This is a genomic window from Pelomonas sp. Root405, from assembly GCF_001425165.1.
In the GTDB taxonomy this organism is placed as follows: Bacteria; Pseudomonadota; Gammaproteobacteria; order Burkholderiales; family Burkholderiaceae_C; genus Pelomonas.
Genome location: NZ_LMDU01000001.1, coordinates 248,572 through 262,303, shown reverse-complemented (window position 1 = coordinate 262,303; position 13,732 = coordinate 248,572). Strand labels below are relative to the sequence as shown.

The following is a 13,732-nucleotide window of genomic DNA, read 5'->3' as shown; positions in this document are numbered from 1 at the left end:
AGCTCACAATCGTTGCATGCGCATCGGAGAGTTGAGCCGCCAGACCGCGACCCCGGTCGACACCATCCGCCACTACGAGCGCGAGGGCCTGTTGGCGCCGCCACCGCGCACGGATGCCGGCTACCGCGTCTACGGCCCGGCCGACGCCGAACGCCTGCACTTCATCCGCCGCTGCCGCTCGCTGGACATGAACCTCGCGGAGGTGCGGGCGCTGCTGGCCCTGCAGGGCGGCGGGCATGGTGGGGAAGCCCATGCGCTGCTGGACGAGCACATCGGTCATGTCAGCGCGCGCATCGCGGCGCTGCAGGAACTGCAGGCGGAGCTGCTGGCGCTGCGGGCGCGCTGCAAGGGCGACGAGCCGGCCTGCGCCATCCTGGAAGGCCTGGCGCAGCCCGGGGCGGAGCTACCGCTCAAGGGCCACGTGGGGCACAGCCACTAGGTCGTCAACCCACGCGACAGACCTTCAACATGTTGGTGCCGCCGGGGTAGCCCATCGGCTCGCCGCAGGTGATGGCATAGGTGTCGCCGGGCATCAGCACGCCGCGCTCGACCAGGATCTTCTCGGCCGCAGCCAGGGCCGTGTCGCGGTCGTCGAACTTCGGCATCAGCAGCGGCAGCACGTTGCGGTACAGCGCCATCTTGCGCTGGCTGATCGGCTGGGTCGTCAGGCCGAAGATGGGCACCTGGATGCGATGGCGGCTCATCCACAGCGCGGTGGAGCCGGATTCGGTCAGCGCCAGGATGGCCTTGCAGCCGAGGTGGTAGGCGGTGAACAGCGCGCCCATGGCGATGGACTGGTCGATGCGGCCGAACTGGCGGCCGGCGAAGTCGGTGTCCAGGCTGACGAACTCGGCGCGCTCCGCCTCCAGCGCGATGTTGGCCATCTGCTCGACGGTCTCGATAGGGTAGCGGCCGGCGGCCGTCTCGGCGGACAGCATGACGGCGTCGGTGCCATCGAGGACGGCGTTGGCCACGTCGCTGACCTCGGCGCGCGTGGGCACCGGGTTGACGATCATGGACTCCATCATCTGCGTGGCCGTGATGGACACCTTGTCCAGCTCGCGGGCCATCTTGATCATGCGCTTCTGCAGCGCCGGCACCGCCGCGTTACCCACTTCAACGGCCAGGTCGCCGCGCGCGACCATGATGCCGTCGCTGGCCTTGAGGATGGCTTCGAGGTGGGGGATGGCCTCGTAGCGCTCGATCTTGGCGATCATGGCCGGCTTGTGGCGATAGGGCTCGCCGGCCACATTGGCCAGCTGGCGCGCCATCTCCATGTCGGTGGCGTTCTTCGGAAAGCTGACGGCCAGGTATTCGCATTGGAAGGACATCGCGGTCTTGATGTCCTCCATGTCCTTGCCGGTCAGCGCCGGTGCCGTGAGGCCGCCGCCCTGCTTGTTGATGCCCTTGTTGTTTGACAGTTCACCGCCGAGCTTGACGGTGGTGTGCACCTGGGCACCTCGCACATGGTCGACCGTCAGCACCAGCAGGCCATCGTTCAGCAGCAGGGTGTCGCCGGGCTTCACATCGCGCGGCAGTTCCTTGTAGTCGAGGCTGGCGATGTCCTGGTTGCCCAGCTCGGTGCGGTCGGCGTCGAGGATGAACTTGTTGCCGGGGATCAGCTCGATCTTGCCGCCCTCGAACTTGCCGACGCGGATCTTCGGGCCCTGCAGGTCCGCCATGATGGCCACCGACTTGCCGACCCGCTCGGCCGCCGCGCGAACCATGGTGGCGCGGTCGATGTGGTCCTGCGCCTTGCCGTGCGAGAAGTTCAGCCGCACCACGTCGACACCGGCGCGGAGCATCTTCTCCAAGATCTCCGGCGTGTTGGAAGCAGGGCCGAGGGTGGCGACGATCTTGGTGGCGCGGGTCATGGCTGTCTCGATTCTTGGAAGGCGCGGAATTATGGTCCGCCAAGCCTGGCGCGAGTTTCTTCGTATTTCACATCTGCGTGGGCGTCAGCTCCTTTTCGAAGAAGGCACTGAGCGGGTCAGGCGCGTAGTCGCCGAAGGGCCCGCGCTCGCGGTAGCCCAGGCGTCGGTACAGCGCCAGCGCCTCGGGCTGGTGGATGCCGGTCTCCAGCCGCGCCAGCCCCACGCCGCGCGCCGTCAGCTCGGCCTCCAGTCGCGCCATCAGCTGCCTGGCAACGCCGCGCCCGCGGGCGCTGTCGAGCACGAAGAGCCGCTTGATCTCGCCGTAAGCCGGCTCTCCTGAGGGCGCATGGTGCTTCACGCCGCCACAGCCCACGAGGCGGGCGTCCACCCACGCGCCCCAGAAGGCGCCGTGCGGCGGCCGCAGGTTGGCCGCAGGCTCGAAATGATTGCTCTCGCTCGGGTAGAGCGCCGTCATCAGCGCCTCGGATTGGGCGATCAACGCCTGAGCGTCGGGGCTGGTCGGGTCGAGTGGCGAAAGCTGCATGGCGGTTACAGGGTGGGAACGGTCATCGCGAGCAGGTAGCGCGCGGGTTCGGTGCCGGGGTTGGCGAAAACGCTGCGGCCGGTGACACGGAAGCTGATCGAGTCACCCGCCGTCAAGGTATAGACCTGACCCTGCAGCGTCAGGCTGACGTCGCCTTCGAGCAGGCAGAGGTGGTGTTCCAGCCGGGCGACGGTGGGTTCTTCGTAGACCAGCTCGGCGCCAGGCGCCAGGCGGGCCTCGATGACCTCGGTGGCGAAGCCGGCCAGCGGCGGGCAGCGCATCAGGCGCTCGAAGCCGCTTTGCTGGTCGTGCCAGCGCGGCTGGTCGGCCGCGCGCAGCAGCCGCACCGGCAGGGCCTCGGCGTCGGCCAGCAGCCGGCTCAAGGGCAGCCCATGGGCGCGCGCCAGGCGCGACAGCAGCGTGGCGGTCGGGCTGGCCTCGGCACGCTCAAGCCGGGATAGCGTCGCCCGACTGACGCCGCTGCGCGTGGCCAGTTCGTCCAAGGACCAGCCCGCGGCCAGGCGCAACGCAGCGAGGCGCTCGGCAAGCTGCAGCTCGAACTGACCCTCGTCGTTCATTTCAGAGAACTTTTCTCTCATACGGGAATATGCTAGCCGATATGAGAGATCGCCACACTGCCCCGCTGATCGCCGCGCTGGCGGTGGTGCTGACCTGGGGCTTCAATTTCCCGCTGCAGAAGGCGCTGTTCGGCCAGGTCGGCCCGGTCGGTTTTCTGGGCCTGCGCTACTTGATCGTGCCCTTCTGTGCCATTGCCTTGCTGTGCTGGCGTTTCGGCTGGCGCTGGCCACGACTGGACCGGAGCGAAGTCTGGCCACTGGTGCGGCTGACGCTGATCGGCCAGGGGCTGCACCTGCTGCTGTCGGCCTATGGCATGCAGGGCTCCACCGCCTTCAGCGCCAGCGTGCTGCTGGCCTGCGGGCCGGTGTTCACGCTGCTGATCCTGCGCGCCAGTGGCGTGGAAAGGCTGTCCCGTGGCCAGGTCGCGGGCGTGGCGACGGCCGCCGCGGGGGCGCTGCTGTTCACCTCCGACAAGCTGCTGGCAGCCGACTGGCATGCCGGCATCGGCGACCTCACGCTGCTGGCCGCCGCTGCGTTGTTCAGTTATTACACGGTCGCGAGCAAGCCGCTGATCCTGCATCACGGCGGCGTGACGGTGCTGGGATACGGTAGCCTGGTCTGCACGCTGCCCATGCTGCTGTGGTGCGCGCCGTCGCTGGCCGCACTAGATTGGCAGGCGCAACCGGCCTGGGTCTGGAGCGGCACCGTCTGGCAGGTGGCCGGCGGCGGCTTCATCGGCTGGCTGGCCTGGGGCTGGGCGAACGAGAAGCGCGGCGTGGCCCGCACCGCGCCGCTGATCTACCTGATGCCGCTCGTCGCCGGCCTCATTGCGTGGCTGTGGGGCGGCGAGCAGTTCAGCGCGCCCAAGCTGCTCGGCGCCGGCGTCATCCTTGCCGGTGTCGCCCTCGCGCAGTTCAGCCCTTCACGGCCCGGGCCTCCCGCACGTCCGCCACCGCCAGAGCCGTCATGTTGACGATGCGGCGCACCGTCGCCGACGGGGTCAGGATGTGCACCGGCGCCGCGGCGCCGAGCAGGATGGGGCCGACCGTCACGCCGTGACTGGCGCTGATCTTCAGCACGTTGAACAGGATGTTGGCGGCGTCCAGTGTCGGTAGCACCAGCAGGTTGGCGGCGCCCTTGAGCTTGCTGTCGGGCAGGAAGGCCAGGCGCACGCTCTCTGACAGTGCGGCGTCGCCATGCATCTCGCCGTCGCACTCGACCTCGGGATGCGCCGCCGCGAACAGCTCGTGGGCGCGGCGCATCTTCAGCGCCGACGGGCGCGTCGATGAGCCGAACATCGAGTGGCTGACGAAGGCCAGCTTGGGCGGCAGGCCGAAGCGGCTGACTTCTTCCGAAGCCATCGCGGCGATGTCGGCCAGTTCCTCGGCGCTTGGGTCATCGTTGACGAAGGTGTCGGTGATGAAGAGCGTCATCTGCTCCAGGATCAGCGCGTTCATCGCGGCGAACTGGCGTGCGCCCGGCGCCAGGCCGACGAGGTCGCGCACCTGTTCCAGGTGACGGTCGAAGCGGCCGACCAGGCCGCAGATCATGGCGTCGGCGTCGCCCAGCTCGATGGCCAGCGCACCGATGGCCGTGTTGGAGCGCCGCACGGCTGACTTGGCCATCTCGGGCGTCACGCCATTGCGCTTCATGCGCGCGTGATAGGCCTCCCAGTAGAGGCGGAAGCGCGGGTCGTCCTCGGGGTCGATGACGGCGACGTCCTCGCCCAGCTTGAGGCGCAGGCCCGCGCGCTGGATGCGCGTGGCCAGCACCTCGGGGCGGCCGATCAGGGTCGGCTTGCACAGGCCTTCGTCCAGCGCCACCTGCACGGCGCGCAGCACGCGCTCGTCCTCGCCTTCGGCATAAATCACCCGCGCCGGTGCGGCCTTGGCGGCGGCGAACACCGGGCGCATGAACATGCCCGTCTGGTAGACGAAGCGCTCCAGCGACTGGCGGTAGGCGACGAGGTCGGTGACAGGTCTTGTCGCGACACCATCCGCCGCCGCGGCCGCCGCGACGGCGGGCGCGATGCGCAGGATCAGGCGCGCATCGAAGGGCTTGGGGATCAGGTATTCGGGCCCGAAGGCCAGCTCCTGGCCGGCATAGGCGGCCGCGACCTCATCGCTGGTCTCGGCCTTGGCGAGTGCCGCGATCTCGCGCACGCAGGCCAGTTTCATGCCCTCGGTGATCTTGGTCGCGCCACAGTCCAGCGCGCCGCGGAAGATGTAGGGGAAGCACAGGACGTTGTTGACCTGGTTGGGGTAGTCGCTGCGTCCGGTGGCCATGATGCAGTCCGGCCGCACGGCCTTGGCCAGCTCGGGCCGGATCTCGGGCTCGGGGTTGGCCAGCGCCAGGATGATGGGCTGCGTGCCCATCGTTTTGACCATCTCCGCCGTCAGCACGCCAGCGGCCGAACAGCCGAGGAAAACGTCGGCGCCATCGACGACATCGGCCAGCGTGCGAGCCGCCGTGATTTGGCAATAGCGCTGCTTGGATTCGTCCAGCTTGCCGGCCTTGGCGTCCTCGCGCTCGCTCTGGATGACGCCGCGTGAATCGCAGACAAAGACGTTCTCGCGCTTGACGCCCAGGCCCACCATGACGTCCAGGCAGGCGATGGCCGCCGCGCCCGCGCCGGAGACCGCGACCTTCACCTTCGCGATGTCCTTGCCCACCAGCTCCAGCCCGTTGAGCAACGCCGCCGACGAGATGATGGCCGTGCCGTGCTGGTCGTCGTGGAAGACGGGGATGTTCATGCGCTCGCGCAGCTTCTTCTCGACGTAGAAGCACTCGGGCGCCTTGATGTCTTCGAGGTTGACGCCGCCCAGCGTCGGCTCCATTGCCGCGATGATTTCCACGAGCTTGTCCGGGTCGCGCTCGGCCAGCTCGATGTCGAACACATCGATGCCGGCGAACTTCTTGAACAGGCAGCCCTTGCCTTCCATGACCGGCTTGGCCGCCAGCGGGCCGATGTCGCCCAGGCCCAGGACCGCGGTGCCGTTGGTGATGACGCCCACCAGGTTGCCGCGCGAGGTGTAGTCGGCCGCCAGCCCCGGGTCCCGCTCGATGTCCAGGCAGGGATAGGCCACGCCCGGCGAATAGGCCAGCGACAGGTCGCGCTGGTTGCTCAGCGCCTTGGTCGGCGTGACCGAAATCTTGCCGCGCGTCGGGCTGCGGTGGTAGTCGAGCGCGGCGTCGCGCAGCGCGGCTTCGGCCGGTGACAAGGGAGCGTTGTTCTTTTCCATGAGGGCGTGTCTCCAGGGGGAACCCTGAAGATTACGCCGCGTTTCGGCGCCTGCCGATGCTGGTTTTTTGGCGATCTATGCCGAAGCGGATATCACGCGGTCGCGGCCTTCATGCTTGGCGCGGTACATGGCCTGGTCGGCCTCGCGCAGCGCGCTGTCGACATCCGCCGCCGCTGCGGCCTGGGCGACGCCCCAGCTCGCCGTCACCTTGAGGCCGGCCGGCCACTCGACTTGGGACAGCACCATGCGCAGCCGCTCGGCCACGGCGATGGCTTCGTCCACCGGCGTCTGCGGCATGACGATGACGAATTCCTCGCCGCCCCAACGCGCCAGCAGGTCGTCGCGCGGCAGGTTGGCGCGCAGCGTACGCGCCAGCAGCACCAGCACCTGGTCACCGATCTCATGGCCGTGCTCGTCGTTGACGCGCTTGAAGTGGTCCACGTCGACAAAAACGACCGACAGCGGGAAGCCCATCTCGCCCTGCACCTGCAGCAGCAATTCCAGCGCGCGGTCCATGCCGTCGCGGTTGGCCACCCGGGTCAGCGGGTCGCGCAGAGCCATCTTCTCCAGCGCGCGCGAGCGTTTCATCGACAGGCGCAGGCGACCGCGCACCATCCAGCTTTCCCACGCGAGATAGCCCAGCAGGCTGAACATCCACAACCCGACGAGGCCAAGGCGGAAGGTCTCGGGCGCAATCCAGTTGCCCACCAGTTCGGCCCGGTTGACACGGATGAAGTGCTTGCCAGGCGCCGTCTGGCCGCCGGTGCTGAAGCTGATGATGCGGATGCGGTCCAGCTCAGGCCCGACCAGGGCGACCGGCAGCGGATGGGTCTGCGCCCACCAGGAGCTGACCATGAACTGCGACAGCCTCAGTTCCACCGGCTGCGGCTGGGCGCTGGGCGAGAAGATGACCTCGTGCGGCTTCAGGTCGATGGCGCCGCCCTGGCCGGAGTAGGCCGGGTTGAAGTTGCGCAGGAAGACGCGGACCTGCGCCGGGCCCTGGTCCTTGGTCGGGCCTTCGGCTTGCAACCAAAGGCGGATATGGCTGAAGGGTCGCAGGTCCAGGTCCTGCTCCCGCATCTCGATCTGCAGCTCGCAGAATGGCCACTCAAAGCCGGCGCGGATCTCGCAGCGCATCGTCAGCGGGCCCTTGGGCGGCGCCTCCAGCACCGCGCTGCTGGCACCGCCGCTGCCGCGGTCGTCGACCAGCTCCAGGTGCTGGCCCACGCCGCGCCCGTCCAGCGACAGACGGCGCGTCATCCAATGCTCATTGGCATACAACCCCAGCAGCGTCGCCAGGACGAGCAGGGCAAGCAGCCAGCGTAGGACCATGCGGCCATTGTGGTGGCCGCCGTCATCAAACTGTCACGCGCCCCCCGGCCGTGCGTGAAATCGGTCCGTCGAGGCTGGGCGGACTTGTATCAGCCGGCTGCGCGTCGGCTGAGGATCTCGAACGCCGGCAGCGTCTTGCCCTCCAGCACTTCGAGGAAGGCGCCGCCACCGGTGGAGATATAGCCGACGTCCTTCTCGATGCCGTACTTGGCAATCGCGGCCAGCGTGTCGCCGCCGCCGGCGATGCTGAAGGCGACGCTCTCGGCAATCGCGCGGGCGATGGCCTCGGTGCCGTGGGCAAAGGCGTCGAACTCGAAGACGCCGACCGGGCCGTTCCAGACGATGGTGCCGGCCGCCTTCAGTTGCTCGGCGAGCTTGGCGGCGGTCTTGGGGCCGATGTCGAGGATGAGGTCGTCGTCGTCCACGTCGGTGGCGGCCTTGACGGCCGCCGTGGCGCCGGCGGCGAAGGTCTTGGCCGTGACGACGTCTTCCGGGATGGGCACTGCGGCGCCGCGGGCGGCCATCGCCTCGATGACGGCCTTGGCTTCGCCCACCAGGTCGGGCTCAGCCAGCGACTTGCCGATTTTCAGACCCGCGGCCAACATGAAGGTGTTGGCAATGCCGCCACCGACAATGAGGCCATCGACCTTGGCTGACAGCGCCTTCAGGATGGTCAGCTTGGTCGAGACCTTGGAGCCGGCAACGATGGCCACGAGCGGCCGCCGCGGGTTGGCCAGCGCCTTGGTGATGGCGTCGATCTCGGCGGCCAGCAGCGGGCCGGCGCAGGCGATGGGCGCGTACTGCGCGATGCCGTAGGTCGTGCCCTCGGCCCTATGGGCAGTGCCAAAGGCATCGTTGACGAAGATGTCGCACAGCGCCGCCATCTTGCGGGCCAGCGCCTCGTTGTTCTTCTTCTCGCCCTTGTTCAGGCGGCAGTTCTCCAGCATGACGAGCTGCCCCGGCGCAACGCTGACGCCGTCCACCCAGTTGGCGACCACAGGGATCTGGCGACCCATCAGCTCGCCCATGCGCTTGGCCACGGGGCCGAGCGAATCCTCGGGCTTGAACTCGCCCTCGGTGGGACGGCCCAGGTGCGAGGTGACCATGACGGCCGCACCCGCCTTCAGCGCGGCTTCGATGGCCGGGATGGACGCGCGGATTCGGGTGTCCTCGGTGATGTTGCCCGCATCGTCCTGGGGCACGTTGAGGTCGGCACGGATGAAGACGCGTTGGCCAGAGGCCTTGCCGGCAGCGATCAGGTCGGAGAAGCGGATGACGTTCATGATGGGCGAGGCAGTTGAGAAAACTGCCGCGATTCTCTCCGCCCCCGGGTTCCGCGCAGTTACCAGCCGAGACCGAGCTTGAGCGTCAGCATGACCACCATGCCGCTGACGATGGTGCCGAGGATGTCGCGGCGCCAGAAGAAATAGCCGGTGGCGACAACCGCGGCCGGCCAGCGTGCGTCCTGCCAGGTGGTGATGACCTGGCCCTGCGTCATGAAGACCTCGGGCGCGACGACGGCCACCAGCGCGGCCAGCGGCGCCACCTTGAGCAGTTCGCGCAGCCAGTCGGGGATGGGCAGTTGCCGGTCGCCGATCATGAAGAAACCCCGCGTCACCACCGTGATGGCGCCCAGGCCGAACAGGGCGATCCAGATCAGCCACTCAGGCATTGCGCGCCCTCCGGCTGTCCAGCCACCAGCCCACGGCGCCCGCCCCGACGATGGCGCAGAGGATGTTGAGCTTGAGGGGCAGCGAATAGGTCGCAATCGACACGGCAGCCGCGGTCACGGCCACCCACCACAGCATCCTCTCGGTCAGCAGCGAATAGGACAGGCCGAGCAGGGCCAACACGCCGGCGAAGCCGATGCCCCAGTGGGTCGGGATGCGGTCGGCCAGCAGGATGCCCGCCAAGGCGGTCAGCTGCCAGGTCGGCCAGTTGACGGCGACGCCACCCCAGAAATAGCGCTGCTGGCTGGGCGCCGGCACGGGGTCGGGGTAGCGCTTGACGAAATAGACGAAGTTCAGGTCAGCCGCGAAGTAGGTGGTCATCAGCCGGCGCCAGCGCGGCAGGTGGCCGAAGTAGTGGCGCCACTGCGCGCTGAAGATGACGAAGCGCAGGTTGACGCAGAAGGCTGTGGCCAGCAGCACCCACAGCGGCGCGCCGGAGGCGATCAGTGGCAGGGCCGTCAGCTGCGCGCTGCCGGCAAACACCAGCAGCGACATACCCATCGCCAGCGGGATGGTCAGCCCGCTCTTGATCATGGTCATGCCGGTCACCAGGCCCCAGGCCGCCAGGCCCAGGGAGGGCGAGGCCATGTCGCGCGCGCCGGCTCGGAAATCGGGGTCGGCCGCGAGCGCGCGCAGCCTGGCAATCAAACTCATGCCGCCATTCTCGGCGGCAAGCGGATTACTTCTCCAGACGACGGACTTTGCCGCTGCCGGCGATGGAGGAGCTGACCTCCGGCGAGCCGGCGTACTTCACGTCGCCGCTGCCGGCGATGGAAACATTCAGCTTCTTGGTGGCATTGACCTGGGCATCCCCGCTGCCGGCGATGCTGACCTTGACTTCGTCGCTGACCAGTTCGGCCGCCTTGACGTCGCCGCTGCCGGCAATCGAGACGGTCGCGCTGCCGCAGCGGCCGGCCGCGACGATGTCGCCGCTGCCGCTGACCTTCATGCCCAGGCGTTCGGCATCCAGGCCGGCAAAGCGGATGTCGCCCGAGCCGGCGATGGAGGCATCGACGCCGCCGGTCTTCATGGCCTCGACCTTGATCGTGCCCGAACCGGCCACCGCGACGGCGCGCAGGGCCGGCATCTCGATGACGAGGCTGGGGTTGTTGGAGGTGGAAATGTTGAAACCCTTCTTCGGGCCGATTTCCAGCGTGCGGCCCTTGCTGCCCTCGACGACGCGGGTCTCGATGTAGGTCAGCAGGTTGCGGTCGGCCTTGACCTCGACCTTGTTGGCCTGCCCCTGCCGGACGACGACATTGAAGCCGCCGCTCAGTGACACCGCATCGAAGGCGCCAGCGTCGCGCGCCTCGGTGGCGATGTCGCCATTGCCGGTCACGCGTTCACCCTTGTTCCAGCTCCACGCCTGGGCGGTTCCACTGAGGGCTGCGGCGGCGCAGATGAGGCCGACGGTGAAGAGGCGACGGGTGGTGTTCATGGCGGGCTCCATCAAGGTTGTGATGGCTCGCATCTTGCCGGCGCCCCGGCTGCCCTGGAAAGGCGGCGCGACGATGCGCAGGATAGGAGGCCCGAAATGCAATTTCGGCGGCTGGGCGCGTGCCCAGCCGTCGGATCACTTGGTCTTGGCCTTCTCACCGGACGGCTCCGACGCCTTGGCTTCGGCCTCGTCGGGCACCTGGGCAGGTTTGGCACCCGGGCGCGGCACGACGGGCACGACGCCTTCGAGCTTGTTCTCGCGCATGTACTCGTCCATCTCACGCCAGCCGGTATACACAGCGGCCTTTTGCGCCTTGGGGTTGAGCACGTAGCAGTCCTCGATGGCGCGCATCGCATGGCGGCAGGCGCTGCCGATGGCCTTCCCTTCGGCCTCCTTGTTGGCGGCCACTTTGGCAGGGTCGTCGATGCCCAACTGCTCGCAGGCCGACAGGGCTGCAAGCAGGGGCAGGGCAAGAAGGATGCGCTTCATCTGCTCAGGTATCGGCCTCGCCACCGGGAACTTGAATCAGCGCCTGACCATCGCGAGCAGGCGCGCGACGCGCTCCTCGGTTGCCGGATGGGTGGAGAACAGCCCGCGCAGGCCACCGCCGGACAGCGGGTTCATGATCATCATCTGCGCCGTCTCGGGGTGAGCCTCGGCCGGCGCCATCGGGATGCCCTGGGCATAGCGATGGATCTTGTCGAGCGCCGAGGCGAGTGCCTGCGGGTCGCCCGAGATCTCGGCACCGGCACGGTCGGCCTCGAACTCGCGCGCGCGGCTGATGGCCATCTGGATCAGGCTGGCCGCCAGCGGCGCCAGGATGGCGACCGCGATGCCGGCAATCGGGTTGCTGGGCCGGCCGTTCTCGTCGCGGCCGCCGAAGAAGGCGGCAAAATTGGCCAGCATCGAGATTGCACCCGCCATGGTCGCGCTGATGGTGCTGATCAGGATGTCGCGATGCATGACGTGGGCCAGCTCATGCGCCATCACGCCGCGCAGCTCGCGCTCGGACAGCACGCGCAGGATGCCGGTCGTCGCGGCGACGGCGGCGTTCTCCGGGTTGCGGCCAGTCGCGAAGGCATTGGGCGCTGCCTCGTCGATCAGGTAAACCTTGGGCATCGGCAGGTTGGCGCGCTGGGCCAGTTCGCGCACCATGCCGTAGAACTGCGGCGCCGAACTCGCATCGACCTCGCGGGCGTTGTACATCTTCAGCACCAGCTTGTCGGAGAACCAGTAGCTGTAGAAGTTCATGCCGACGGCGACCGCCAGCGCGATCAGCATGCCAGTCTGGCCACCGATCATGGCGCCGACGGCCATGAACAGCGCCGTGATGGCGGCCATCAGGACAGCGGTCTTGACCAGGTTGAACATCTCAGGGTGCTCCTGCGGTGACGAATGGCGTGGCAGATGGTGCCACGCGCGCCGGATTTCAAGCGCCGAAGCGTTCGCCCACCGCAATCGGCCGGGCCTGTACAAAGGCCGCCGCCGGCCCGCGCTTGCCGCCGGCGCGTTGCACCTCGGTGAGCTTCAACGCGCCCTCGCCGCAGGCGACGACCGGGCCGGGCGCGATGACCTCGCCCGGCGCGCCGCTGCCTTCGACCACTTCGCCGCGCCAGACCTTGACCGCCTCGCCCGCCAGCATGGCGACACCACCGGGGAATGGATCGAAGGCGCGCAGGCGGCGCTCGATCTCGGCGGCCGGCTGCGTCCAATCGATCACGCTCTCGGCCTTCTCAATCTTGTGGGCGTAGGTGACGCCATTGGCCGGCTGCGGCGTGCGCGTGAGGCTGGCGGCCTGCAGCGCCTCGACGATCAAGCGGCCACCCAGGTCGGCAAGGCGGTCATGCAGCGCCGCCGTCGTGTCGTCAGCGCGGACGGTCTCACGGCCGATGAGCAGCATGTCGCCCGTGTCGAGGCCGGCGTCCATCTGCATGATGGTGATGCCGGTCTCGGCATCGCCGGCCTCGATGGCGCGGTGGATGGGCGCGGCGCCGCGCCAGCGCGGCAGCAGCGAGGCATGGATGTTCAGGCAGCCCCGGCGTGGCAGGTCCAGCACCCACTGCGGCAGGATAAGGCCATAGGCCGCCACGACCATGACGTCGGCATCGGCGGCGATCAGCGCCTGGCGCGCTGCCTCGGCATCGGCGGCGTACTTGCCGTCGAGCTTCAGCCCCTGCGGTTGCGCGACCGGGATACCCGCCGCGACGGCGCGCTGCTTGACGGCGGAGGCCTGCAGCTTCATGCCGCGGCCGGCCGGGCGATCCGGCTGGGTCAGCACCAGTGGCACCCTGAAGCCGGCCTGCAGCAGCGCATCCAGCGCGATGGCGGCAAACTCCGGCGTGCCGGCAAAGATGACGCGCATCAGAACCTCTGGTTGCGCTTCTTGGCCTCGATCTCTTCCTCGCGCGCCTTCTTGATCATCTTGGTCTTGATGCGGTCGCGCTTTAGCGGGCTCAGGTATTCGACGAAGACCTTGCCCGCCAGATGGTCCATCTCGTGCTGCACGCAGACGGCCAGCAAGCCATCCGCTTCCAACTCATAGACCTCGCCGTCGCGGCCGGTGGCGCGCACCGTGACTTCGGCATGGCGGGGCACCTTGTCGTAGATCTGCGGCACCGACAGGCAGCCTTCCTCGCCATCGACCATGCGTTCGCTGGTCTTCACGAGCTCGGGGTTGATCAGCACGCGCGGCGTGTCGCGGTCCTGCGAGGTGTCGATGACGATGACGCGCTCGTGCACATCGACCTGGGTCGCCGCCAGGCCGACGCCGTCGGCGGCATACATGGTCTCCAGCATGTCGTCGACGAGTTCGCGGATGCGCTCATCGACCACCGCCACCGGCTTGGCGACGGTGTGCAGACGTGGATCGGGATAGCGGAGGATGTCAAGTTGGGCCATGGCGCCTTGTAAGCACTCGCAAACGAGCGCTAGCGGTTGTTGGTTGCCCCTTCTGAATGCGGGCAGAATCGCCTGGATTTTCGCCGATCCGGCAA

15 protein-coding genes are annotated in these 13,732 nt (G+C 68.2%); 2 read left to right on the top strand and 13 right to left on the bottom strand.

The window, feature by feature from the left end:
* The first annotated feature begins 16 nt into the window (after positions 1 to 16).
* Positions 17 to 439, top strand: a complete 423-nt coding sequence (locus ASC81_RS01235) for a Cd(II)/Pb(II)-responsive transcriptional regulator (protein ID WP_056261656.1) — start codon at positions 17 to 19, stop codon at positions 437 to 439.
* A gap of 4 nt (positions 440 to 443) precedes the next feature.
* Here the strand turns inward: ASC81_RS01235 and pyk are convergent, their stop codons facing one another.
* The 3 genes from pyk to ASC81_RS01220 all read right to left on the bottom strand — a co-directional run bounded on the left by pyk (position 444) and on the right by ASC81_RS01220 (position 2,996).
* Positions 444 to 1,874 carry a pyruvate kinase gene (pyk, locus tag ASC81_RS01230; RefSeq protein ID WP_056261652.1) on the bottom strand — a complete coding sequence of 477 codons (1,431 nt, stop codon included), beginning with the start codon at positions 1,872 to 1,874 and terminating at the stop codon, positions 444 to 446.
* Between the two features lie 67 nt (positions 1,875 to 1,941).
* A complete protein-coding gene (locus ASC81_RS01225; RefSeq protein ID WP_056261649.1) occupies positions 1,942 to 2,418 on the bottom strand; it encodes a GNAT family N-acetyltransferase in 477 nt (158 codons plus the stop codon).
* A gap of 5 nt (positions 2,419 to 2,423) precedes the next feature.
* Positions 2,424 to 2,996, bottom strand: a complete 573-nt coding sequence (locus tag ASC81_RS01220) for a helix-turn-helix domain-containing protein (protein ID WP_056261646.1) — start codon at positions 2,994 to 2,996, stop codon at positions 2,424 to 2,426.
* Positions 2,997 to 3,037: 41 nt separating this feature from the next.
* Between ASC81_RS01220 and ASC81_RS01215 the strand changes: the two genes are divergently transcribed.
* A complete protein-coding gene (locus ASC81_RS01215; protein ID WP_056261642.1) occupies positions 3,038 to 3,970 on the top strand; it encodes a DMT family transporter in 933 nt (310 codons plus the stop codon).
* Here the strand turns inward: ASC81_RS01215 and ASC81_RS01210 are convergent.
* The 10 genes from ASC81_RS01210 to def all read right to left on the bottom strand — a co-directional run bounded on the left by ASC81_RS01210 (position 3,912) and on the right by def (position 13,637).
* Complete coding sequence (locus tag ASC81_RS01210) at positions 3,912 to 6,239, bottom strand: NADP-dependent malic enzyme (RefSeq protein ID WP_056261639.1); 2,328 nt, start codon at positions 6,237 to 6,239, stop codon at positions 3,912 to 3,914. The two genes, ASC81_RS01215 and ASC81_RS01210, sit on opposite strands and share 59 nt — an antisense overlap.
* A 75-nt stretch (positions 6,240 to 6,314) precedes the next feature.
* Positions 6,315 to 7,571, bottom strand: coding sequence for a GGDEF domain-containing protein (locus tag ASC81_RS01205; RefSeq protein WP_056261637.1), 1,257 nt, complete (start codon positions 7,569 to 7,571; stop codon positions 6,315 to 6,317).
* Positions 7,572 to 7,660: 89 nt separating this feature from the next.
* Positions 7,661 to 8,854: a phosphoglycerate kinase gene (locus ASC81_RS01200; RefSeq protein WP_056261635.1), complete on the bottom strand. Its 1,194-nt coding sequence runs from the start codon at positions 8,852 to 8,854 to the stop codon at positions 7,661 to 7,663.
* 59 nt (positions 8,855 to 8,913) lie between these two features.
* Entirely contained in the window at positions 8,914 to 9,243 is a 330-nt protein-coding gene (locus ASC81_RS01195) for an AzlD domain-containing protein (RefSeq protein ID WP_056261633.1), read from the bottom strand.
* A complete protein-coding gene (locus ASC81_RS01190; protein WP_056261631.1) occupies positions 9,236 to 9,955 on the bottom strand; it encodes an AzlC family ABC transporter permease in 720 nt (239 codons plus the stop codon). Before ASC81_RS01190 ends, ASC81_RS01195 begins: the two co-directional genes overlap by 8 nt.
* A 25-nt stretch (positions 9,956 to 9,980) precedes the next feature.
* Complete coding sequence (locus tag ASC81_RS01185) at positions 9,981 to 10,739, bottom strand: head GIN domain-containing protein (RefSeq protein ID WP_162245839.1); 759 nt, start codon at positions 10,737 to 10,739, stop codon at positions 9,981 to 9,983.
* Positions 10,740 to 10,874: 135 nt separating this feature from the next.
* Positions 10,875 to 11,228, bottom strand: a complete 354-nt coding sequence (locus ASC81_RS01180; RefSeq protein ID WP_056261626.1) for a hypothetical protein — start codon at positions 11,226 to 11,228, stop codon at positions 10,875 to 10,877.
* Between the two features lie 36 nt (positions 11,229 to 11,264).
* Complete coding sequence (htpX, locus tag ASC81_RS01175; protein WP_056261623.1) at positions 11,265 to 12,110, bottom strand: zinc metalloprotease HtpX; 846 nt, start codon at positions 12,108 to 12,110, stop codon at positions 11,265 to 11,267.
* Between the two features lie 58 nt (positions 12,111 to 12,168).
* The gene (gene fmt, locus ASC81_RS01170) at positions 12,169 to 13,101 is read right to left on the bottom strand and encodes a methionyl-tRNA formyltransferase (RefSeq protein WP_056261620.1); all 933 of its coding nucleotides are present in this window, start codon (positions 13,099 to 13,101) and stop codon (positions 12,169 to 12,171) included.
* Positions 13,101 to 13,637, bottom strand: a complete 537-nt coding sequence (gene def / locus ASC81_RS01165; RefSeq protein ID WP_056261619.1) for a peptide deformylase — start codon at positions 13,635 to 13,637, stop codon at positions 13,101 to 13,103. Before def ends, fmt begins: the two co-directional genes overlap by 1 nt.
* Positions 13,638 to 13,732: the final 95 nt, after the last annotated feature.

What these genes read in the sequence shown, in the direction of transcription:
- ASC81_RS01235 (WP_056261656.1), top strand. Translation starts at nt 17, where the DNA reads ATGCGCATCGGAGAGTTGAGCCGCCAGACCGCGACCCCGGTCGACACC.
- pyk (WP_056261652.1), bottom strand. Translation starts at nt 1,874, where the DNA reads ATGACCCGCGCCACCAAGATCGTCGCCACCCTCGGCCCTGCTTCCAAC.
- ASC81_RS01225 (WP_056261649.1), bottom strand. Translation starts at nt 2,418, where the DNA reads ATGCAGCTTTCGCCACTCGACCCGACCAGCCCCGACGCTCAGGCGTTG.
- ASC81_RS01220 (WP_056261646.1), bottom strand. Translation starts at nt 2,996, where the DNA reads ATGAACGACGAGGGTCAGTTCGAGCTGCAGCTTGCCGAGCGCCTCGCT.
- ASC81_RS01215 (WP_056261642.1), top strand. Translation starts at nt 3,038, where the DNA reads ATGAGAGATCGCCACACTGCCCCGCTGATCGCCGCGCTGGCGGTGGTG.
- ASC81_RS01210 (WP_056261639.1), bottom strand. Translation starts at nt 6,239, where the DNA reads ATGGAAAAGAACAACGCTCCCTTGTCACCGGCCGAAGCCGCGCTGCGC.
- ASC81_RS01205 (WP_056261637.1), bottom strand. Translation starts at nt 7,571, where the DNA reads ATGGTCCTACGCTGGCTGCTTGCCCTGCTCGTCCTGGCGACGCTGCTG.
- ASC81_RS01200 (WP_056261635.1), bottom strand. Translation starts at nt 8,854, where the DNA reads ATGAACGTCATCCGCTTCTCCGACCTGATCGCTGCCGGCAAGGCCTCT.
- ASC81_RS01195 (WP_056261633.1), bottom strand. Translation starts at nt 9,243, where the DNA reads ATGCCTGAGTGGCTGATCTGGATCGCCCTGTTCGGCCTGGGCGCCATC.
- ASC81_RS01190 (WP_056261631.1), bottom strand. Translation starts at nt 9,955, where the DNA reads ATGAGTTTGATTGCCAGGCTGCGCGCGCTCGCGGCCGACCCCGATTTC.
- ASC81_RS01185 (WP_162245839.1), bottom strand. Translation starts at nt 10,739, where the DNA reads ATGAACACCACCCGTCGCCTCTTCACCGTCGGCCTCATCTGCGCCGCC.
- ASC81_RS01180 (WP_056261626.1), bottom strand. Translation starts at nt 11,228, where the DNA reads ATGAAGCGCATCCTTCTTGCCCTGCCCCTGCTTGCAGCCCTGTCGGCC.
- htpX (WP_056261623.1), bottom strand. Translation starts at nt 12,110, where the DNA reads ATGTTCAACCTGGTCAAGACCGCTGTCCTGATGGCCGCCATCACGGCG.
- fmt (WP_056261620.1), bottom strand. Translation starts at nt 13,101, where the DNA reads ATGCGCGTCATCTTTGCCGGCACGCCGGAGTTTGCCGCCATCGCGCTG.
- def (WP_056261619.1), bottom strand. Translation starts at nt 13,637, where the DNA reads ATGGCCCAACTTGACATCCTCCGCTATCCCGATCCACGTCTGCACACC.